Here is a 21500-nt window from a genome sequence, read left to right on the forward strand (position 1 = left end):
CGCCATTCCTACGGCAGACGGGTTGTTCAGTGTCAGCGCGTGGACGCTGAACAGGCTTTTCTGAACAATCGCCCTCGTCGAAGGGGAGGGCGACGACCGATGGCGAGACCGGAGGGCCCGTTACGGGCGGACAGCCGTGACCTCGGCGAGTTCGCCGCCGACCTGAGGGCCCTGCGGGAACGGGCGGGCAGCCCCACCTACCGGCGGCTCGCCCGGGACGCCCACTACTCGGCGGCGGCGCTGTCGGAAGCGGCGAACGGCCGGAAGCTGCCGAGCCTCGCGGTCACCCTGGCGTACGTGCGCGCCTGCGGCGGTGACGCCGCGGCGTGGGAGGCGCGCTGGCGGGCGCTGGCCGAACGGCTCGCCGACGCGAACCCGCGCACACCACCGGAGGGGACCAAGGCCCCGTACCCGGGGTTGGCGCCGTTCCAGGTGCGGGACGCGGACCGGTTCTTCGGCCGCGACCGCGTCGTGCGCGAAGTGGTGGGCCTGGTCGGGCAACGGCGGTTCGCCGGGGTGTTCGGCGCGTCCGGGTCGGGCAAGTCGTCGGTGCTGCGGGCGGGCCTGGTGGCGATGTGGGACCGGCCCTCGGTGGTGCTCACGCCCGGCACGCGGCCGGTGGAGGAGCTGGCGGTGCGGGTCGCCGCGAGCACCGGCCGGGACGCGCCCGCGCTGGTCGCCGAGTTCACCGCCCACCCGGGGAACCTGCACCTGCGCGTGCGGCAGGCGCTGGTCGGCGGCGACGACGACCTGCTGATCGTGGTCGACCAGTTCGAAGAGGTCTTCACGCTGTGCCAGGACCCCGCCGAGCGGGCCGCGTTCATCACCGCGCTGACCACGGCCGCGTCCGCGCCGACCAGCCGCACGCGGGTGGTGCTCGGGGTGCGGGCCGACTTCCTCGGGCACTGCGGCCAGTACCCGGAGCTGGTGGAGGCGCTGCGCGGCGGGCACGTCCTGGTCGGGCCGATGACCGCGGACGAGCTGCGCGAGGCGATCGTGTCGCCCGCCGTCGCGGTCGGCTGCAAGGTGGAGACCGCGCTGGTCACCCGGCTGGTCGCGGACGCGGCCGGCCAGCCCGCGGCGCTGCCGCTGGTGTCGCACGCGTTGCTGGAGACGTGGCGCCGTCGACGCGGTGTCGCGTTGACGCTGGCGGGCTACGAGGAGGTCGGCGGGGTCGAGCACTCGATCGCGCGCAGCGCCGAGCACGTCTACACGGCGATGGGCCCGGCCGGGCAGCTGATCGCCAAGCAGGTGTTCCTGCGGCTGATCGCGGTCGGCGAGGGCACCGAGGACACCAAGCGCCGCGTCGCCCGCGCCGAGGTCGACCACCACGCCGAGGGTGACGGCGCGGCGGTGCTGGCCGCGTTGGCGCAGGCCCGGCTGGTGGTGCTGGACCGGGACGCGGTGGAGCTGGCGCACGAGGCGTTGATCCGCAACTGGCCGCGGCTGCGGGACTGGATCGCCGAGGACCGGGCGGGCCTGCGGGTGCAGCGGATGCTGACCGAGGCCGCGCACACCTGGGAGACCCTGGACCGCGACCCCGGCGCGCTGTACCGGGGCGCCCGGCTGGCGCTCGTGCGCGAGTGGGTCGACGGGACGCGGGGGCTCACGCCCGGCGAGATCCGGTTCCTGGAGGCCAGCATCGCCGCGGACGACGCGGTGCGCGCGATCGAGCACCGGCGCACGCGGCGGCTGCGGCAGCTCGTGTCGGTGATGGCGGTGCTGCTGGTGCTCGCGTCCAGCGCGATCGTGTTCGCCGTGCGCGCCGAGCGGTCCGCGACCGAGCAGCGCAACATCGCGTTGGCGCACAAGGTGATCACCCAGGCCGCCGCGCTGCGCGACACCGACCCGGCGCTGTCGTGGCAGCTCACGCTCGCCGCGCACCGGCTCGCGCCGCTGCCGGAGACCGAGGACGCGCTGTTCGCCGCGTTCACCGGGCCGTACGCGACCAGGGTCGGGGCGGTCCGCACGATGGCCGTCAGCCCGGCCGCCTCGCTGCTCGCCGTCGTCGACGACACCACCACCGCCGACGTGCGGCTGATGGACATCACCGACCCGCACCGCCCGGAGCACATCGGCGTGCTGACCGGGATGAGCATCCCCAAGGTGCTGGCGTTCTCCGACGACGGCCGGTGGCTCGCCGGCGCGTCGGAGGACTACATCGTGGTGTGGCGGGTGACGGACCCCCGCCATCCCGTGATCACGCACCGGCTCAGCGACCTGTCGAACGGGCCGACGCTGGCCCTCGCGTTCTCACCGGACGCCCGCCACCTCGTCGCCGGGTTCCTCACCGCGCCGGCTCGGGCGTGGGACCTGGCCGGCCGCGGCACGCGGGTGGAGCTGCCGCCGACCGCCCAGTCGTCGGGCCAGGTGGTGTTCATCGCCGAGCACGTGGTGGCGGTCGACGCCGGCGACCGGGTGCTCGCGGTCGACCTGGCCACCGGCACGTCCGGTGTCCTGGTCGACGGCGTCGGCGCGGTCACCGCGCTGGCGGTCGGCGACGGCGGCCGGGTGCTGGCCACGGCGGGGGAGGACCGGGTGGTGCGGCTGTGGGACGCCGCCGACCGGGGTGGACCCGCGCGGCAGACCGCCGCCCTGCGCCACGGTGGCGACGTGCGCGCCCTGGCCTTCGACGGCGACGCGCGGGTGCTGGCCACGGCGGGCGACGACCGGTCCGCGCGGCTGTGGGACGTCACCGACCGGCACGCGCCGGTCGAGGCCGCCACCCTCGACGGCCACCTCGACGTGGTCACCGCGCTGGCGTTCACCGACGAGGGACGCGCGCTGGTCACCACGGGGAGCGACCGCGCCGTCCGGCTCACCGACCTCACCGACCTGCCGGTGGCGCACCCGGCGACGCTGCTCTCGGTCGTGGTCGCCGCCGACCGCGGCCTGGCCGCCACGGTGGACGTCGAGGGCGTGCTGAGGCTCGTCGACATCTCCGAGCCGCGCGGCCCGCGCACCGCCTGGCCGTTGACCGCGCACCCCGGCCCGGTCCGGGCCGCCGCGCTCAGCCCGGACGGCGAGCACCTGGTCACGGTCGGCGAGGACACGCGGGTGCGGGTGTGGCGGACCGCCAACCCGGCCTCGCCGGACCTGGTCGGCGAGGCCGGGCGGGCGAACCTGGTGGCGTTCAGCCCGAAGGGCGGGCACTTCGCCACCGGCGGGCTCGAGGACGGCGTGACGCGCCTGTGGAACGCGGCGACCACGACGAAGACCGCCGAGCTCGTCGACGAGGCCAACCCGGAGCTCGTGACCAGCGCGCTGGCGTTCGACCGGACCGGGGACCGGTTGGTGGTCGCCAAGCACGGCGGGTCGGTCGAGGAGTGGGACACGGCCACGCCGATGTGGCCCCGGCGGATCCGCCGCGACGGCCTGGACGTCGCCAAGTCCTTCGCCGCGGTGGCGTCGGCGCCCGGTGGCGTGGTGACGGTGGAGTCCGACGGCAAGGCCGTGCTGTGGCGCCACCCCGAGGAGGGGCACGAGCCGGGCGACGACTCGGCGGTGCGGTTCGCCTCCGCCGAGCCGCTCGGGCCGGCGGTGCGCGCGGTCGCGGTGCACGACGACCTGCTGGTGGTCGCGGACGCCGACGGGAACCTGCGCCTGCACGACGTGCCGGCCGACGGGCCCGTCCGCCGGTCGGCGGTGTTCGCCGCGCACTCGTCGGGCGCCAACTCGGTGGCGTTCGCGCCCGACGGGCACACCCTGGTGAGCGCGGGCGGCTCGGCGCTGCGGTTCTGGGAGACCGACCTGGACGAGGTGGTGCGCCGGATCTGCGCCACCGCGCACCCCGGGATCACCGGCCGGCAGTGGGCCGGCTACTTCCCCGACGTGCCCTACGACCCGCCGTGCGACCGGCCCTAGCCGGGCGGGACCGCCCACCGGGTCGCTTCAGCGCCCGCTGACAGCAATTTGCAAGATCACATCATGAAGTTTTCCCGCCACTCATTGTGGCGGGGGACTTCACTCTCTAGATTGAGCCGGGTTGGCTGGGGTTGATCAACTGGGAAGAGGCGTTTGCGCGTGCGTGCGCTCACCCGAGGACTGCTCGGTGTGGCCGGGTTCCTCGTCATCTGGGAGCTGTTCGGCCGGTCCCGGCTGGTTCCCGCGGAGTACTTGCCACCGCCGTCCGTCGTAGCGGTGGAACTCGTGAAGCTGTTGGGGGATGAGCCTTTCCTGCGGGACGTCGTCGCGACGCTCCTCGCGGTGGTCATCGCCGTGGCGCTGTCGGTCGGGATCGCCGTCCCGCTCGGCCTCGTCCTGGGCAGCGTGGCGCCCGTGCGGCACGCCACCCGCGCCGTGGTCGAGTTCCTGCGGCCCATCCCTTCGGTGGCGCTGATCCCGCTGGCGGTGCTGCTGCTCGGCATCGGGCCCGAGACCAAGATCGTCCTCGCGGTGTACGCGGCGATCTGGCCCATCCTGTTCAACACCATCTACGCGCTCGACGAGCTCGACCCCCTGCTGGTCGAGACGGCGCGCGCGTTCGGCGCCGGCCGGGTGCGCGTGCTGGCGTCGGTCGCGCTGCCGAGCGCGATGCCGTTCGTGCTGACCGGCATCCGGCTCGCCGCCACGACCAGCCTGGTCGTGATCGTCAGCGTGGAGCTGCTGGAAGGCGGCTCCGGCGGCATCGGGCAGTACATCGCGAACGCGCGCAGCGGCGGCGGCCGGATGGACGTCGTCCTGGCCGGCACCGCGGTCGCGGGCGTGATCGGCTACCTGCTCAACGAAGGGCTCGAACGCGCGCAGCGCCGCTGGGTCGGCTGGAGCGCGGTCACCGGAGGTCGGTCGTGAGTCGATTCCTGCAGCGGTGGGCGGTGTTCGTGGGCCTCGTCGTGGTCTGGGAGCTGCTCACCTGGTACGCCGACGACACGTTCTTCCCCCGCCCCACCGAGATCGCCGCGGCGGCGCACGAGCTGTGGCTGTCCGGACCGGCCGGTGACCTGTTCCTCACCGACACGGTGTTCGACCACGTGTTCCCGAGCATCGGCCGGCTGCTCGCCGGTTGGGGCATCGCGGCGCTCGTGGGCGTCTCGCTCGGCGTGGCGCTGGGCCGCTCGGACAAGGCCGCGGAGTACGTCGGGCCGCTGCTGACGTTCATGCGCTCGATCCCGCCGCCCCTGCTGGTGCCCGTGTTCCTGCTGGTGTTCAGCGTCGGCACCACCATGCAGCTCGCCACGATCATCTTCGGCGTGCTGTGGCCCATCCTGCTCAACAGCATCGACGGCGCCCGTTCCGTCGATGCCACGAAGTTCGAGACCTCGGCGGTGTTCCGCATCCCGAAGCCACAGTGGATCCTCGGTGTCGTCCTGCCCTCAGCGGCGCCGAAGATCTTCGCCGGGTTGCGGGTCTCCCTGTCGCTGTCGCTGGTGCTCATGGTCGTGTCCGAACTCGTCGGAACCGACAACGGGATCGGGTCGCAACTCCTCGTCGCACAGCGGGAGTTCGACTTCCCCGACATGTGGGCCGGGATCATCCTCCTGGGTGTCCTCGGCTATGCCCTCAACACCGTGCTCCTCGGCTTCGAGCGCCAAGCCCTCGCGTGGCAGCCGAAGCAGGAGCGCACCCCCGCGACGGTGGAGGAAAAAGCAGTATGACCGCGATGCTCGAAGTGGCCGACCTCGGCCACACCTACCAGGCGAAGGACGGCGCGCACACCGCGATCGCCGACCTGTCGTTCACCGTCGGCACCGGAGAGCTGGTGTGCGTGGTCGGCCCGTCCGGCTGCGGCAAGTCCACGCTGCTGCGCACCATCTCCGGCCTGATCCGCCCGACCCGCGGCGAGGTCAGCCTGCACGGCGACGAGGTCCGCGGCGTGCCCGACGACCTCGCCGTGGTGTTCCAGGACTACAGCCGCTCGCTGTTCCCCTGGCTGACGGTGCAGAAGAACGTCGAGTTCCCCTTGCGCCGCAACCTGGGCCGCGCCGAGCGCCGGGCCCGCGCGGCCGAGGCGTTGGAGTGGGTCGGGCTGTCCGACGCCGGCCGCAAGTACCCGTGGCAGCTCTCCGGCGGCATGCAGCAGCGCGTCGCCATCGCCAGGGCCCTGGCCTACCGGCCCGCGCTGCTGCTGATGGACGAGCCGTTCGCCTCGGTGGACGCGCAGACCCGGTTCGAGCTGGAGGACCTGCTGCTGAAGGTCCGCACCGAACAGGACACCACGGTCCTCGTGGTGACGCACGACATCGACGAGAGCGTCTACCTGGGCGACCGGATCCTGGTGCTCTCCACGTCGCCCGCGTCGGTGGTGGCCGACCTCAAGGTCGACCTGCCCGCGCAGCGCGACCAGATCACCACCCGCGAGTCCGAGGCGTTCGTCGCGCTGCGGGCCGAGGTGGCGCGGCTGCTGAACGTCGGCAAGACCTCCGAGGAGGTCAAGGCGCGGCGCAAGGCGAACGAGCAGCAGGCGGCGAAGTGGGCCGAGGCGGAGCGGGCGGAGGCCTCGCGCGCCGAGGCCGAGGAGCGCGCTACGACGTGATCGGCCTTTTCTAGGCAACCACATCGCCGGACGGGCGATCCGCGGCTCGTCGGCCCTCTCAGGGGCCGGCGCCGGGGGTCGCCCGTTCGTCGTGCGCGGGCCGGTCGGAAACCTTTTCGGGCGCGGGTTTCGACGACGATCGTTCACAACGATTCGACATCTTTCTCGGCGCGGCCGGCCTTCGCCCATGATCACCGCTCGGTCGCCGGTCGATCACGCGCCGTGTGCGTCGGGCACATTTCCGCGCGGCCCGGCGGAGGGATTCATCAATTGTCCCGGCGGCCTCGGCGGGCCCTCGACGGGATATCGTGGCGCGCGCCCGGCCGGCCACTGGGTGGAATCGGCGACGAATGCATCGGGTGAGGCGCGCGAATGTGCGGGTGCGGCGGGACTTCGAATGCGGGCCTTTGTCGGCGGACCAGTGCCTTGTTCTCCGGAGCCGGCACATTCCTGTGTCGTGGCGGAGAACAAGGCGCCGGTATCCCGGTGTCCGCGCGGGGCGGTCCCGCCGGAACGGGCCCCGCTAATCGTAAGATGTTCTTCCTAGGGCCCCACGTAGTTTTGGGCGAAATAGCCTGCGGACGACCCCGAGGCGATGAGGTGTTCGAGTCGGGCTTGACCCAACCGGCTCAGGAACGGCTCCGGCGACCGGTGGATCATGAACACCATCCACTGCGAGAACTCCTGCGCACGCCACACCCGTCGCAGGCACACGTCGGAGTAGCTCCGCAGCCCCGTCTCATCACCCGTTCGGTGGTAGCGCGTCAGGGCGTCGGCGAGCACCTCGGCGTCGTGCAGCGCGAGGTTCATCCCCTTGGCCCCCACCGGGGTGATGATGTGCGCGGCGTCGCCGAGCAGGTACAGGTTGCCGTGGTTCATTGGTTCGACCACGTGGCTGCGCATGTCGAGGATGCGCTTCTCGACGATGCGCCCTTCGGTGAGCTTCCAGTCGGAGTCCCGAAGTGCCAGCCGCTTGTGCAGCTCCGCCCACACCCGCTCGTCCGGCCAGTTGTCGACGGTGTCGTCCACCGGGACCTGGAGGTAGTAGCGCGAAACCGTGGAACTGCGGAGCATATGACCCGCGAATCCATCCGGGTGAAGTGCGTAAATCACCTTGTGGGTGGATGGCGGGGCCTCGGCCAGGATGCTCAGCCACTCGATGCCGTGCTGGTGGCTGAACTCCTGCACCGCGCCCGCCGGGATGCTGCGCCGCGTCACCCCGTGGAACCCGTCCGCGCCCGCGATGAACGAGCAGTCGAGCCGCTCCCAGGTGCCGTCCGCGTTCGTCCAGGTCAGAGCCGGTTCCGTGGACTCGACCCCGTGCACCTGCACGTCCGTGACGGACCACCGGACCTCGCCGCCGCGCTCGTCGACGTAGACCCGCACGAGGTCCTGGACGACCTCCTGCTGGGGGTAGATGTAGTGCGTCTGGCCGTCGTACAGGGTGGCGTAGTCCACCTCGTGCGCTTCACCGTTCACCCGGAATTCGCACGCGCCATGCCTGTCCGCCTCTTGGAGCAACCGGTCCGCGAGACCGTGCTCGGTCAACATTTGCACCGCGCGGTGCTCCAACACCCCGGCGCGCGGCCGGGTCTCGATGTACTCGCGGGTGCCTTTTTCCAGCACCACGCAGGGGATTCCGGCCTCGCGGAGCAGGTTCCCCAAGGTCAATCCCGCCGGGCCCGCTCCGACGATGCCCACCGGGCGCCGGTTGCTCTGTACGGCCCATTCCGCGTCAAGATCGCTCACCGCATACCCCAACCTCTGGACAGCCTGTGCAAAGATGCTCACCGAAGGTAGTGGATCAGCCTTCGAGTGTCGGTCGACTGGGGTCTTGTCGAACCACTCGTGTCACTTTGAGTGGTTCCACAGCGCCCCTGTCGCTCGTGCATCCTGCCCCCGCAAAGTCTTCACTCCAACAGGAGATGCCCCCCATGACTCGAAGAGTCGGCCTCTCGGCACGAAGGATCTTCGGCGTAGTCTCCGCTGTCGCGATGCTCGCCGTCGTCTCCGGCTGCGGCCTCCTCGGTGGCTCCGAGGAGAAGCCCACCACGGCCGCAGCACCGGGCAAGGTCGAAAAGGCCACGATCACGGTCGGCCTGCTCAACATCCTCGACGTCGCGTCGGTCCACGTCGCGATCCAGAAGGGTTACTTCAAGGAGGAGGGCCTCGAGGTCAAGCCCGAGATCATCCAGGGTGGCGCCATGGCCATCCCTGGCCTGATCAACGGCAGCCTCGACATCTCCTTCGGCAACTGGGTCTCGTTCTTCGCGGCCGAGGCGAAGGAGGCGGCCAAGGCCGTCGACGGCCTCAAGCTGGTCAGCGACGGCTACCAGGCCAAGCCCGAGATGTTCCTGATCCTCGCCAAGGCCGACTCCCCGATCAAGTCGCCGAAGGACCTCGAGGGCAAGACCATCGCGATCAACACGTTCCGGAACATCGCCGAGCTCACCGCGAAGGCGACGCTGGAAGCCAACGACGTCGACCCCGCCAAGGTCAACTTCAAGGAGTTCCCGTTCCCGGACATGGAAGCCGCGGTCCAGAACGGCACCGTCGACGCGGCCTTCATGGTGGAGCCGTTCATCAGCCGCGCCCAGCGCACGAGCGGCCAGATCACCGTGCTCGACGCGGCGTCCGGCCCGACCGCGGACATCCCGATCGCGGGCTACGCCACGACCGGCAAGTTCGTGAAGGAGAACCCGAACACCGTCGCCGCGTTCCAGCGCGCGATGGCGAAGGGCCAGCGCGACGCGGCGGACCGCCCCACGGTCGAGCCGCTGCTGGTCGAGTACGCCAAGGTCGACAAGGAAACCGCCAGCCTCGTGCACTTCGGCGAGTTCCCGACCACGCTCGACGCCACCCGCCTGCAGCGCGTGGCGGGGCTGATGCGAACCTATGGCCTGCTCGAGAAGGACTTCGACGTCAAGCCGATGTTGGTCACGGCGTCGGGTAGCTGATCCGACGGGGGAGCCCGTCCGCCGGGCTCCCCCTCGGGTGTTTCCCGTTCGGGTCGAGGGCGTGAAAAAACCATGAACGCCGGTTAGCGATCGTTTAGCGCGTCCACGTGTGGTCTGCGCGACAATGGTTGATTTGCAAACTACCGGCTTCCTCGTCCGAACGGCGGTATGACTCGGCGGATTTTTCCACCAAGATCCACCGGGTTTGTAGGGAAGTGTCGTTTCACCGGGCTGGGGAGTGTGCTGACGGTGCGCGGTCACGACGACCACGCCTCCGGGAGAGATCCGGAGCGGATTCAACTCGACACGGGTGCCGCTGGAAGCGGTCCACCCGACTCGGGGCCCAGCACAGGCGCCGTGCCCGGCGACCGGGGAGTGTCCCGGTGGCGCCTGCGGAACTGGCGCCTGCGCAGCAAGCTGGCGGTGGTGCTCCTGGTGCCCGCGCTGAGCACGCTGACCCTCGCCGGGCTGCGGCTGAACACCCAGCTGGACGACGTGGAGCTGTTCGGCCAGGTCCAGCGGGAGCTCCAGCTGTCCGCCCAGGTGGCGGCGGTGTCCGACGCCCTGCAGCTGGAACGCGACGCCGCGGTCTGGTTCGTCGCGGGCGGACGCGGGGCCAACGGCCCCGAGTTCCAGACGCGCTCGAGCAAGGTCGACGTCGAGGTCGGCAGGCTGCGCGACGTCGCGGCCTCCACGACCGGTGTCGACGACGCGGTGCGCGAGGCGTTCCAGAAGTCGTTGCAGTCGCTGGACGGCCTCAACGCGCTGCGGAACACGGTGACCAACACCAGGTACCCGGACATCTCGGTGCACAGCGCCTACGGCCAGGTGCTGGCCGCGCTGGCGCAGGTGCACCGCGCGACCGCGAGCAGCCTGAGCAACGAGACGATCACCCCGCTGGCCGGCGCCAACCTCGCGCTCTACTCCGCCAAGGAGCAGCTGACGCAGCAGAACTCGATCCTGCTGTCGACGGCCACCCGCGGCGAGTTCGCGCCCGGCCAGGCCAACGCGCTGCGCGCGGCGCAGTCCCGACTGGACGCGGCGCTCACCGACTTCGCGGTCACCGCGAGCCAGGAGAACCGGCAGCTGCTGTCGGACACCGTGTCCGGCACACCGGTCGACGCGCGCAACAGCCTGGTGCAGCTGGCGCTGGTGCAGCAGGACGACGGCGGCGAGGTGTCCATTTCGGACGGCGACGTCATGGCCGTCGGCGAGCAGACCGCGGCGCTGCTGCGCGAGGTGTCCCAGAACATCGAGCGGCAGGCCGACCAGGCCTCCGTCGACCTGACCGAAGCCGCCCGCGCGTCCGCGTGGCGTGACGCGGCGCTGGTCGCCGTCGCGCTGGTGATCGCGTTCGCCCTCATGGCCTTCGTCGCCCGCTCGATGCTGACGCCGCTGCGCGTGCTGCGCCGCACCGCGTTGGACGTGGCCCGCAACCGCCTGCCCGACGCGATCAAGCGGATCCGGACGCACCGCGACCCGGCCCGCGCCGCGGAAGAGGCGCTGGTGCCGGTGCCGATCAACACGACCGAAGAGGTCGGCCAGGTGGCCCGCGCGTTCGACGCCGTGCAGCGCGAAGCCGTCCGCCTCGCGGTCGAGCAGGTGGCGCTGCGCGCGAACGTCAACGACATGTTCATCAACCTGTCCCGGCGCTCGCAGGCGCTGGTCGAGCGGCAGATCACCGTCATCGACCGGCTGGAGCAGGACGAGCAGGACCCCGACCAGCTGGCCAGCCTGTTCGAGCTGGACCACCTGGCCACCCAGATGCGCCGCAACAGCGAGAACCTGCTGGTGCTCTCCGGCACCACGGTCAACCGCCGCGTCACCCGGCCCGTGCCGATCTCCGAGGTGCTCGGCGCCGCGGTGTCCGAGGTCGAGAAGTACGCCCGGATCCAGATCGCGCCCGCCCCGGAGCTGAAGGTGCAGGGCCGCGTGGTCAACGACCTCGCGCACCTCATCGCCGAGCTGCTGGACAACGCGACCGCGTTCTCCAAGCCCACCACCAAGGTGACCGTGCGGGCGATCGAGACCCGGCGCGGCGAGGTGTCCATCCGCATCCACGACCGCGGTGTCGGCATGCAGGAGCAGGACGTCGTCGAGGCCAACACCAAGCTCGCCGACCCGCCCGAGGTCGACGTGTCGGTGGCCCGCGAGATGGGCCTGTACGTGGTCGGCCAGCTCGCCAAGCGCCACAACATCCGGGTCACGTTGAGCAACAACGACGACATAGAGGGTGGCGTCACGGCGCAGGTCGTGCTCCCCATGGACCTGCTGCACCGCGGTCCCGAGCCGCTCGCGCCCAGGCCCGCGCCCGCCGCGCTGCCGCAGCGCCAGGCCGTGCCGCAGCTGGAGGAGAGCGGTGTCGGCGTGCTGGCCGGCGTGCCCAAGTGGACGCCGGAGATCGCGCCCGGCGGCTACGCGCCACTGGAGCTGCCCGCCACGACCGGGCCGCAGGTCGTCCACACGCACGAGGCGGAGCCCGGCGGGTACTTCCAGGTCGAGCAGACCCCGGTGGACGACCTGTTCACCGCCACCGTGACCGAGACCGTGCCGCCGCCCGGCGAGGAGGTCCCGGACTACTCCTACCCGCCGTCGGCCGCGAGGCGCCCGGCGGCGCCCGAGCCCGCCCCGGTGGTCGAGCCCGAGGAGGACGACGCCTCGACCCAGCGGCTGCCGATCTACGAGGACGTGCTGTCGCGCTGGTTCCAGGGCGGCGAGGCCGAGGGCGGGGTGGCGCGCGGCGAGGCCGCCGACCAGCCGCCGTCGACGGTGCCGCCGGAGACCGCGTCCGAGCGGACGATGTTCGCCGACCGCGCCGAGCTGATGGGCACCGACAACGGCCACGGCGGTCACGTCGGCACCGCGTCGGAGCAGACCGCGTACACCGACCGCTCCGACCTGATCACGCCGCCGCCCGCGCTGAGCAAGCCGACGCCGCCCGAGCCGCGCGGCTCGACCCCGGCCGGCCTGCCCAAGCGCGAGCCCGCGCCGTCGGCGATCCCGTCGTCCGGCGCGTCCTCGACGCCCGGCTGGGGCGCGGCGGCGGACGACGGGTGGACGACGGCGACCAGCGCGCTCAAGGCGCCGGTCGACGACACGACCACCGCGGGCCTGCCCAAGCGCGTCCCCAAGGCGCGCCTGATGCCGGGTTCGCTCTCCGCGCCCTCCCCGCGCGGGTCGGCGCCGGCGGCGGCGCAGCCGTCGGCGAACAGCGCCACGTCGGCCGGGGTGGCGACCGCGGTGTCGCCGCGCCGGTCCGCCGACCGGTTGCGCCAGCGCTTCGCCACCTACCAGCGAGGTGTGCAACTCGGCCGGCAGGCGGGCGACGACGCCGGCATGCCGTGGGACGGCGTGTCGTTCGAGGACAACACCCCCGCCAACGGCGGCAATCAGACCAAGGAGCAGAAGTGACCACCGCAACCGAGGAACTCGAAAACTTCAGTTGGCTGGTCGATGACTTCGTCGCCCGGGTCGCGGGCGTCGCACACGCGATCGTGGTCTCCGCGGACGGACTGCTGCTCGCGTCCTCGGAGCGGCTGCCGATCGACCGCGCCGAGCAGCTCGCGGCCGTCGCGTCGGGCCTGGTCAGCCTGAACCTCGGCGCGGCGCGCTGCTTCGAGGCGGGTGACGTCAAGCAGACCGTGGTGGAGATGGAGCGGGGCTACCTGTTCCTCATGTCCATCAGCGACGGCTCGTGCCTGGCCGTGCTCGCCGCGCCCAACTGCGACATCGGCCTGATCGGCTACGCGATGACGCGGCTGGTCGAGCGGGTCGGCGTCCAGCTCACCCCGGAGATCCGCTCGCAGCTGCACGTCGCCATGCGCGGCTGAGGTCCCACCACCCGGCGAGGTCCTACTACTAGGGAAAGCAGAGCAACATGAGCGGTGGCGCTCCCGGCCGGCCGGGGTCACCCGCGGCGAGCCTGACCGTGACGTCGACGAAGATCGTGGTGGCCGGCGGGTTCGGTGTCGGCAAGACGACCTTCGTCGGGTCGGTGTCGGAAATCGTGCCGCTGACCACCGAGGCGGTGATGACCGAGGCCAGCGTCGGCGTGGACGACCTCTCGGCCACGCCCAACAAGATGACCACCACGGTGGCCATGGACTTCGGCCGGGTCTCGCTGGACAGCGACCTCATCCTGTACCTGTTCGGCACACCCGGTCAGCACCGGTTCTGGTTCATGTGGGACGACCTGGTGCGCGGCGCGATCGGCGCGGTCGTGCTGGTCGACACCCGCCGGCTGTCGGACGCGTTCGCCTCGATCGACTTCTTCGAGGACCGGGAGCTGCCGTACGTGGTGGGCGTGAACTGCTTCGACGGCCTGCTGCACCACCGCATCGAGGACATCCGGGAAGCGCTGACGATCGACGAGTCGGTGCCGATCGTGCCCTGCGACGCGCGCAACCGGCAGTCGACCAAGCAGACGCTGATCACGCTGGTGCAGCACGCGATGCGGCAGCCGACCTTTGCCTGATCCACCCCGCGTGACGGGCCGTGGCCGGAAAACCGGTCGCGGCCCGTCGCCGTGCGGGCCACACTCGGACGGGTGGCGGACGCTTTCGAGGACGCGGACCTGGCGGCCTACTACGACCTGATCAACGGGTTCGGCGACGACGACCGCTTCTACCTCGGGCTGGTGCTGGCCGCGACCGCGGTGCTCGACGTCGGCTGCGGCACCGGCACGCTGCTCAAGGCCGCGCGCGCCGGCGGGCACGAGGGCCGGCTGGTCGGGCTCGACCCGGCCGAGGGCATGCTCCTGCAGGCGCGGCGCGACCCCGGCGTCGACTGGGTGCGCGGCGACCTCGGCACGGTCGCGTTCGACGGGGAGTTCGACCTGGTCGTGATGACCGGGCACGCGTTCCAGGTCTTCCTCACCGACGACGAGGTGCGCGCCCAGTTCACCGCGATCCGGCGGGCGCTGACGCCGGACGGGCGCTTCGCGTTCGAGACCCGCGACCCCGGCGCGCGGGCGTGGGAGCGCTGGACGCCGGAGAACGGCACCGAGGTCGTCGGCCACGGCGGCGAGCGGGTGCGCGTCGAGCACTTCGTGGAGAGCGTGGTGGACGGGCTGGTCACGATGACCGAGACGTTCAGCAGCCCGGACTGGCCGGAGCCCCGCGTCGACCGCGGCACGCTGCGGTTCACCGACGCCGAGCACCTCGACGCGCTGCTGCGGGACACCGGGTTCGACGTGGCCGAGCGCTACGGCTCCTGGGACCGGACCCCGCCCACCGCGACCAGCCGGGAGATCATCACGATCGCACGACCAGGTCCGCGCCCGGCAGCGCGCCGTCGCTGACGATCAGCGCGCCGGCCGCCCGCACCAGCGGCAGCACGGCGCACAGGGCCTGGTGCGCCAGCGCTTCCCCCGTCGGCACGGCCGGTTGCACGCCGTGCAGCCCGTGCCGCTCCACGGCGGACAGCTCCGGCAAGCCGAACGTGACGTCGTGCAGCAGCAGGCGGACCCCCATGTCGCCCAACGCGATCAGGTTGTCCTCCACCACGTCCAGGTCCTCGGCCTGGCCCGGTGCCGACAGGCACCGCGCGGACAGGCTCAGCCACAGCAGCTCCGGCGGCAGCTCGGCGGCCCGCAACGCCTCGACGACCGGCGCGGTCAGGTCCGGGTCGCGCGACTGGTCCGGTGACAGCCGCACCAGCACCGGCAGCCGTTCGGCCGCGGCGAAGGCGCACGCCTCGTCCAGCACCCACTCGGCCAGCTGGCCGCTGAGCCCGAGCTCGTCGGCGAACCGCAGGCACTCGTCGTGCGACACCGGGCCGTACTCCGCCTCGTGCCACCGCAGCCGGGCCGCCACCGCGACCCGTTCGCCGTCCCGGTCCACCGGCAGGTAGTCCAGGGCGATCTCGCCGTTCTGCAACGCGCCGGGCATGGTCGCGATCAGCGAGGACCGGGCGCGGTCGCGGGCGTCCTGCCCGGCGTCGTAGATGCCCCACTGGCCCTTGCCGCCGCTCTCCGCGCGGCGCAGCGTGCTGTGCGCCTGGCGCAGCAACGCCATCGCGTCCGACCCGCGCGCCGACGTGCGCACGAAGCCCATGCCCGCGGACACCCCGACGCCGTGCCCGGCCAGCCGCACCGGCTCGACCAGCGCGGTCTCGATCGCCTCGGCCAGCGCGGAGATGCCCGGCGTCGTGGGGGAGTCCTCGATCAGCACGACGAACTCGTCGCCGCCGATGCGCGCGACGGTGGCGTTCTCGTCCGCGAACACCGCGGTCAGCCGCTGCGCCACGACCTTGAGCAGCTCGTCGCCCGCTTCGTAGCCGAGGCCGTCGTTGACGATGGCGACGCTGTCCACGTCCAGGTAGCACAACGTGATCGACCCCGGCCGGCTCAGCGCCCGCTCCAGGCCGGGCAGGAAGCTCTGCCGGTTCGGCAGGCCGGTGAGCACGTCGTGCAGCGCCTGGTGGCGCAGGTAGTCGCGCAGCACCCGCTGCTCGGTGGTGTCCTCGACCACGGCGACGTGCCACCGCGGCCGGCCGTCGTCGTCGCGCACCACCGACAGCGCGACCTCGGTCCACATCGGCTCGCCCGCCGCGTCGGTGAACTGCCGCTGCACCCTGGTCTCGTCCGCGGTGGGCGGCGTGTCGACGAACAGGGTCGCCAGGTCCTCCGGCGGCAGCATCGCCTCCAGCGCCGGGTTGGCGCCCACCAGCGCGCCGCGGGCGTCGAAGATCGCGATGCCCGCCGTGGAGCCGACGAAGACCTGCCGGAACAGCTCCGGCAGCGCCCACGCCTCGATCGCCGTGGGAGCGCTTCCCTCGGCGGCGGTGACGCGGACTGGCTCGGTCATGGATGGGTGTGCGACGGTGGGTGAAGATCAGGTCACCGCGCATCTTCCGGACCACCGGCCACCGCCGTCAAGGCTTCACCGAATCGGGTTAAACACATACCCATTCGGTCATCACTGTCGTGCCACCCACCTCGCACCGGAACCGGACGGGGCCCGACGGTGGCGGGCCGAGCAGGAACAGGCCCAGCTCGTCCAGCTCCGACTCCTCCACCGGCCCGGCCGCGGTGACGAGCGCGACCCGGCCCGGCCGCGCCGGCAGCACCTGACCCGCGACACCCGCCTCGGTCACCTCGACCTGCACCGACACTCCCTCGGCGTCGAACACGAGCTGCCGCGCGGTCTGCGTCGCCCGCGCCCGCGCCGCCAGCTCCTCGTCCAGCACGGAGTCGTAGCTGGTCAAGGCGATCAGCTCGGCGTCGACCGTGCGCCACGTGAACGCGGCGCGCGCGGCCTGGAGCAGGTGCTCGGGCACGTCGCGCTCCTCGGCGAGCGCCGCGCCCAACTCCCGCAGCAGCACCTCATCGCTTTCCCACCCCGGATCGTCCCTCAACACCGACCACACCTCCTCCGCCCGCCGGCCGCGGCTCGACCAGCTTCAGCACCGCGGGAGTCTTGCGCAACTTCTCCAGGCACCTGATCCGGGTGGGCCCGATGCTGCCCACCGGCATCGCCAGCTGCTCGGCGACCGCCCCGTAGCTCGGCGGCGGGTCGGCCATGAGCTTGGCCAGCAACACCCGGCACTGCTCGGACAACGAGCGGAAGCCCTCGCGCAGCGCCTGCCGCCGCTGGGCGGCCTCCAACTCCTCGTCCAGGTCCGCGACCGCGTCGTCCGGGCTCGCCGGCTCGTCCTCGGACTGCGGGTCGTAGGGCAGGGTGCGCTGCTGCATCCGCAGCATCCGCAGGCACTCGTTGCGGGTGGTCGTGGCGATCCACCCGGGCAACGCGTCCGCCTCGCGCAGCCTGCCGAGCTGCTCCACCAGCCGCAACCACACGGTCTGGTGCACGTCCGCCGCGTCCGCGTGGCGCAACCGGTGCCGGTGCACCACCGCCAGCACCAGTGGCGTGAAGCGCGCGACGATCTCGTTCCACGCGTCCTGGTCGCCCTCCGCCGCCGCGCTCACGAGCACGGCGATCGGGGAAGCAGGGGTCACGTCCCCTCCTCTGGTCCCGGGGGTTCCGCGCCTCCGCACCGGCGTGCGCCGGCGCGGACCCGGGCCGGGTCACGGACTTCGGCTTCTTCGCTGCCACACACTACGGAGTGGCGACCCGGTCGCGAGATACAAGCTTCGGCCGGACCGCCGTGAGACCGCCGCCACCCGAGGGGTCGCGGACGTCGTCAACCGCAGAAGACACCGTAGCCCGGGAAGAACTCCGGCCGCCCGACGAGCAGGTGGTCGCGGGCGCCGACCGCGGTCAGGCCGCGCTCGGTCATCGTCGCGGCGATCCGCCCGGCCACGTGCGGCGCGGCGAACGAGGTGCCCAGCCAGTAGGCGAACCGGTCGAAGACGTCCACCGGCAGGCCCGGCAGCTCCCACCTGCCCTTGAGGAACGTGCTGGTCCGGTTGCCGACCGCGCACGCGTCGACCCAGTACCCGTGGTTGCTGTAGCAGGCGGGCGACCGGCTGCCGTCGCGCTCCTCGGCGATCGCGGACACGGCGACCACGCCGGGCAGCGCGGCGGGCCAACTCGGCCGGGTGGTGCCCTGGTTGCCCGCGGAGGCCACCACGACGACGTCGCGCGGCAGGGCCGCGAGCGCCCGCCGGACGGGTTCGGAGGCGGTGTCGTCCTGGGTGAAGCAGCCCATCGAGATGTTGACGATCTGGACCTTCTCGTCGAACGACGACAGCGCGCGGGCGAACTCCTCCTCGGTGCCCAGCCCGTTCGGGTCCAGCGCCTTCTCCGGGTCGATCCGCACGCCCGGCGCGGCCTGCCGGACCACGCCCGCGACGAACGTGCCGTGACCGCCTTCGAGGGCGAACACGTCGGAGTACCGGTAGGCGGCGTCGACCTCTTCGGCCTTGGGGGTGAACGCGCCGCCGAGCCACTGCGGGTGGTCGACCGCGGCGGTCGCCGAGATGCCCGTGTCGAGGACGCCGACCACGACGCCGCGGCCGACGCCGCTGTTCGCCGGGTTCGGCGCCGCCAGCGGCGTGCCGACGCGCGGCGGCTCACCCGGGTTGCCGTGCATGTTGCCGCCGTGGCCGAAGAGCACGTGGTGCGGTTGCACGAACGGCGTGCGCTCACCGGGCCACTGCGCCGGGTCGCGCAGCAGGCGCACGATCTCCGGGATGTCGTCGGGGTTGCGGGACAGCAGCAACCGGGCCATGCCCGCGAAGTCCCGGCCGCGCGTGGTGGCGATGTTGTTCTGCGCGAGCTTCCGGCTGACCCGGTCGACGTCCTCGGGAATGGTCAGCAGCTCACCGGCGACGAAGACGAACTCCCGGCCGCGCTCGGGGTGGAGGCGGTAGCTCTGGTGCGTGCGGATGGCCTGTTGGAAGGCTTCCTGGTAGAGCCCGGAGCGAGTCGATGGATCGGACACCGAGGCCTCACAGCAGCGTCGACGGGTGCTGGGTGTGAGCAAGCTACCACAGCCCACTTGGTAATAAGGTGGGTTCGTGGCAGGGGTTTCCGCCGCCGCAGCGCTGGAAGCCCGGCAACGGGATCCGCGCGCGGCCATCGAGATCGGCCGGTCCGCGCTGCGGGCGGCGCGGGCTTCGGGCGACGGCGAGGAAGCCTCCGCGGCGGAACGCGCGATCGGCCTCGCGCTGCGCGAGCTGCACGACTTCGACGCGGCGCTGCGCCACTTGCGGCGTTCCGTGCGCATCGCCGAGCAGGCCGGGTCGGCGCGCGCGGCGGCACTGGCCCGGATGAGCCTCGCGTTCGTGCTGTCCAACACCGGCCGGCACGCGCAGGCGCTGCGCGCGATCAACGCGGCGCTGCCGAACCTGCGCGGCGTGGACGCGGGCAGCGGCCGGATGCAACGGGGCCTGGTGCTGCACTACCTGTGCCGCTACGACGAGGCGCTGCGCGAGTACAACGGCGCGATCGAGGTGGTGCGCCGGTTCGGCGAACGGCTGGTGGAAGCGCGCGCCCTGAACAACAGGGGACTGCTGCGCGCCTACACCGGCGGGCTGCGCGCGGCGGACGAGGACTTCGACCGCGCCGCCGTGCTCTACCGGGAGCTGGACCAGGCGCTGGCCGTGGCGGACGTGCGGTGGAACGCGGGCATCTCCGCCTCCCGCGCCGGTGACGTGCCGCGCGCGTTGACCATGTTCGCCGAGGCCGAGCGGGAGTACCGGCGGCTGGCGGTGCCGCGGCCGGCGCTGCTGATCAACCGGCTGGAGCTGCTGGTGTCCGTGCCGCTGCTGGAGGAGGCGCGGGCGGCGGCCGACCTGGCGTTGGAGGAACTGGGCGGCGACCTCGTGCTGGCCCGGTCGGAGGCGTTGTTCTACCGCGCCAGGATCGCGCTGCTGGAAGGCGACCTGGACCGCGCCGTGGAGATGGCGGTGGCCGCGCGCAGGGGTTTCCGCCGCGAGAAGCGCGAGGTGTGGGCGGAAGGCGCGCGCCACGTCGAGCTGCGCGCCGCGTACCTGAGCGGGCAGCGGACCAGGGCGCTGGTCACCGCGTTGACCAAGGTGGCGACCCGGCTGGACGCGCTCGGCTGGCGGATGGCCGGCCTGGAGGCGCGGGTCGACGGGGCGCTGGTCGCGCGCGACCTGGGCGACCACTCGCGCGCGGTGGCCGAGCTGACCGCGGCGGGCACGGCCCGGCGCGGCGGACCGGCGGCGCACCGCGTGCAGGGCTGGTACGCCGAGGCGCTGCGGCGCGACCTGCTCGGCAGCGCGCGCGGCGCGCAGATCGCGTTGCGGCGCGGCCTGGCGCTGCTCGACGAGTACCGGGTGTCCCTGGGCGCGACGGAACTGCGCGCGCTGAGCGGCGCACAAGGCGCGGCACTGGCCTCGGAAGGACTGCGCACGGCGGTCGCGGGCGGCCGGGCCGGACGGGTGCTGAGCTGGGCCGAGGCGTGGCGCGCGGGCACGCTGCGGATGACGCCCGCCCGGCCGCCGGAGGACTCCGGGCTGGCCGACGCGCTGGCCGAGCTGCGGGCCGTGACGGCGGACCTGGAAGCGGCGTCCACGGCGGGCCGGCCGACGGCGGCGCTGCGGCAGCGGCAGGTGCGCGGCGAGCAGCGGGTGCGCGAGCTGACCCGGCGGACCGGCGGCGGCGGCGCGGTGTTCAAACCGCCCGCGGTGGGCGAGCTGGCACGCGCGTTGGGCACCTCGGCGTTGGTGGAGTACGTCGACCACGAAGGCGAGCTGCTCGCCGTGGTGGTGGCGGGCGGCCGGGCGTCGCTGCACCGGCTCGGCCCGCTCGACGGCGCGCTGCGGGAGCTGCGGCTGCTGCGCTTCGCCCTGCACCGGCTGGTGACGCTGCCCGGGCACGTCGACCGCGCCGCGGTGCGCGCGGGCGCGGAGCACGCGGCCAGGCTGCTGCAGAACAGGCTGCTGGAGCCGTTGCGGCGGCGCCTCGACGACCGGCCGGTGGTGCTCGCGCCGACCGGCCGGCTCGGCGGCCTCCCGTGGTCGGCGCTGCCCGCCTGCCGGGGCCGCGCCGTCACCGTGGTGCCGTCGGCGACGGTGTGGCTGCGCGCGGCGACCTCCGTCCTCGTGTCGCACGACCGGGTGGTCCTGGCGGCGGGACCGCGGCTGCCGGCCGCGCCGACGGAGATCTCGGCCATCGCGTCGCTCGACCCGGGCACGGCACCGGCCTCGGTGCTGGTGGGCGGCGCGGCGACGGTGGACGCGGTGGCGTCGGCGATGGACGGCGCGCCGCTCGCGCACGTGGCCGCGCACGGCTCGTTCCGCGCGGACAACCCGCTGTTCTCCGCCCTGGAACTCGCCGACGGCCCGCTGACCGTCTACGACCTCGAACGGCTGCGCACACCACCCGCGCGGGTCGTGCTGTCCGCGTGCGACTCGGGCCTGTCGGCGGTGCGACCCGGCGACGAGCTGATGGGGTTCACCGCGGCACTGCTCGGGCTCGGCACCCGGACGCTCGTCGCACCGGTCATCCCCGTGCCGGCCGAGGTGACCACACCGCTGATGGTCGACCTGCACCGCAGGCTCGGCGCGGGCCACTCGCCGGCCGTCGCGCTGGCGGGCGCGCAGGAAGCGCACCGGGAGGACGGCGACACCGCGTTCGCCGCGAGCGCCGGGTTCCTGTGCTTCGGCGCGTGACCCCCGCTCGGGACTCGTGGAGACCGCG

15 protein-coding genes are annotated in these 21500 nt (G+C 72.8%); 10 read left to right on the top strand and 5 right to left on the bottom strand.

The window, feature by feature from the left end; translation table 11 throughout:
- Nucleotides 1–99 precede the first annotated feature (99 nt).
- The 4 genes from EDD40_RS32810 (at nt 100) to EDD40_RS32825 (ending at nt 6472) form a co-directional block, all read left to right on the top strand.
- Nucleotides 100–3864: an nSTAND1 domain-containing NTPase gene (locus EDD40_RS32810; RefSeq protein WP_123746361.1), complete on the top strand. Its 3765-nt coding sequence runs from the start codon at nt 100–102 to the stop codon at nt 3862–3864.
- A gap of 159 nt (nt 3865–4023) precedes the next feature.
- A complete protein-coding gene (locus EDD40_RS32815; protein WP_123746362.1) occupies nt 4024–4791 on the top strand; it encodes an ABC transporter permease in 768 nt (255 codons plus the stop codon).
- Complete coding sequence (locus EDD40_RS32820; protein WP_123746363.1) at nt 4788–5594, top strand: ABC transporter permease; 807 nt, start codon at nt 4788–4790, stop codon at nt 5592–5594. Before EDD40_RS32815 ends, EDD40_RS32820 begins: the two co-directional genes overlap by 4 nt.
- On the top strand, nt 5591–6472 hold the full coding sequence (locus EDD40_RS32825) for an ABC transporter ATP-binding protein (RefSeq protein WP_123746364.1): 882 nt from the start codon (nt 5591–5593) through the stop codon (nt 6470–6472). Before EDD40_RS32820 ends, EDD40_RS32825 begins: the two co-directional genes overlap by 4 nt.
- 543 nt (nt 6473–7015) lie before the next feature.
- Here the strand turns inward: EDD40_RS32825 and EDD40_RS32830 are convergent.
- Nucleotides 7016–8263 carry a 4-hydroxybenzoate 3-monooxygenase gene (locus EDD40_RS32830; protein WP_246037986.1) on the bottom strand — a complete coding sequence of 416 codons (1248 nt, stop codon included), beginning with the start codon at nt 8261–8263 and terminating at the stop codon, nt 7016–7018.
- 95 nt (nt 8264–8358) lie between these two features.
- Between EDD40_RS32830 and EDD40_RS32835 the strand changes: the two genes are divergently transcribed.
- The 5 genes from EDD40_RS32835 to EDD40_RS32855 all read left to right on the top strand — a co-directional run bounded on the left by EDD40_RS32835 (nt 8359) and on the right by EDD40_RS32855 (nt 14728).
- Entirely contained in the window at nt 8359–9429 is a 1071-nt protein-coding gene (locus tag EDD40_RS32835) for an ABC transporter substrate-binding protein (RefSeq protein ID WP_246037988.1), read from the top strand.
- Between the two features lie 375 nt (nt 9430–9804).
- Entirely contained in the window at nt 9805–12840 is a 3036-nt protein-coding gene (locus tag EDD40_RS32840) for a sensor histidine kinase (RefSeq protein WP_246037990.1), read from the top strand.
- Nucleotides 12837–13259: a roadblock/LC7 domain-containing protein gene (locus tag EDD40_RS32845; RefSeq protein WP_053721145.1), complete on the top strand. Its 423-nt coding sequence runs from the start codon at nt 12837–12839 to the stop codon at nt 13257–13259. The genes EDD40_RS32840 and EDD40_RS32845 overlap by 4 nt, the downstream gene beginning before the upstream one ends.
- Nucleotides 13260–13306: 47 nt before the next feature.
- Nucleotides 13307–13903 (top strand): GTP-binding protein, encoded by a 597-nt coding sequence (locus tag EDD40_RS32850; RefSeq protein ID WP_123746366.1) that lies wholly within the window; start codon nt 13307–13309, stop codon nt 13901–13903.
- 72 nt (nt 13904–13975) lie between these two features.
- Nucleotides 13976–14728 carry a class I SAM-dependent methyltransferase gene (locus EDD40_RS32855; protein ID WP_123746367.1) on the top strand — a complete coding sequence of 251 codons (753 nt, stop codon included), beginning with the start codon at nt 13976–13978 and terminating at the stop codon, nt 14726–14728.
- On the opposite strand, the gene EDD40_RS32860 is transcribed toward EDD40_RS32855, so the two are convergent.
- The 4 genes from EDD40_RS32860 to EDD40_RS32875 all read right to left on the bottom strand — a co-directional run bounded on the left by EDD40_RS32860 (nt 14682) and on the right by EDD40_RS32875 (nt 18774).
- A complete protein-coding gene (locus tag EDD40_RS32860; protein WP_123746368.1) occupies nt 14682–16235 on the bottom strand; it encodes a diguanylate cyclase domain-containing protein in 1554 nt (517 codons plus the stop codon). The genes EDD40_RS32855 and EDD40_RS32860 overlap by 47 nt on opposite strands.
- A gap of 88 nt (nt 16236–16323) precedes the next feature.
- On the bottom strand, nt 16324–16788 hold the full coding sequence (locus tag EDD40_RS32865) for a hypothetical protein (RefSeq protein ID WP_246037992.1): 465 nt from the start codon (nt 16786–16788) through the stop codon (nt 16324–16326).
- Nucleotides 16754–17386, bottom strand: coding sequence for an RNA polymerase sigma factor (locus EDD40_RS32870; protein WP_123746369.1), 633 nt, complete (start codon nt 17384–17386; stop codon nt 16754–16756). The genes EDD40_RS32865 and EDD40_RS32870 overlap by 35 nt, the downstream gene beginning before the upstream one ends.
- 185 nt (nt 17387–17571) lie before the next feature.
- On the bottom strand, nt 17572–18774 hold the full coding sequence (locus tag EDD40_RS32875) for a S8 family peptidase (RefSeq protein WP_123746370.1): 1203 nt from the start codon (nt 18772–18774) through the stop codon (nt 17572–17574).
- Nucleotides 18775–18850: 76 nt separating this feature from the next.
- Here EDD40_RS32875 and EDD40_RS32880 point away from each other — a divergent pair, with 76 nt between their 5' ends.
- A complete protein-coding gene (locus EDD40_RS32880) occupies nt 18851–21472 on the top strand; it encodes a CHAT domain-containing protein (RefSeq protein WP_123746371.1) in 2622 nt (873 codons plus the stop codon).
- Nucleotides 21473–21500: the final 28 nt, after the last annotated feature.

The sequence above is a fragment of the Saccharothrix texasensis genome (assembly GCF_003752005.1).
Classification (GTDB): domain Bacteria; phylum Actinomycetota; class Actinomycetes; order Mycobacteriales; family Pseudonocardiaceae; genus Actinosynnema; species Actinosynnema texasense.

What these genes read in the sequence shown, in the direction of transcription:
- EDD40_RS32810 (WP_123746361.1), top strand. Translation starts at nt 100, where the DNA reads ATGGCGAGACCGGAGGGCCCGTTACGGGCGGACAGCCGTGACCTCGGC.
- EDD40_RS32825 (WP_123746364.1), top strand. Translation starts at nt 5,591, where the DNA reads ATGACCGCGATGCTCGAAGTGGCCGACCTCGGCCACACCTACCAGGCG.
- EDD40_RS32850 (WP_123746366.1), top strand. Translation starts at nt 13,307, where the DNA reads ATGAGCGGTGGCGCTCCCGGCCGGCCGGGGTCACCCGCGGCGAGCCTG.
- EDD40_RS32860 (WP_123746368.1), bottom strand. Translation starts at nt 16,235, where the DNA reads ATGACCGAGCCAGTCCGCGTCACCGCCGCCGAGGGAAGCGCTCCCACG.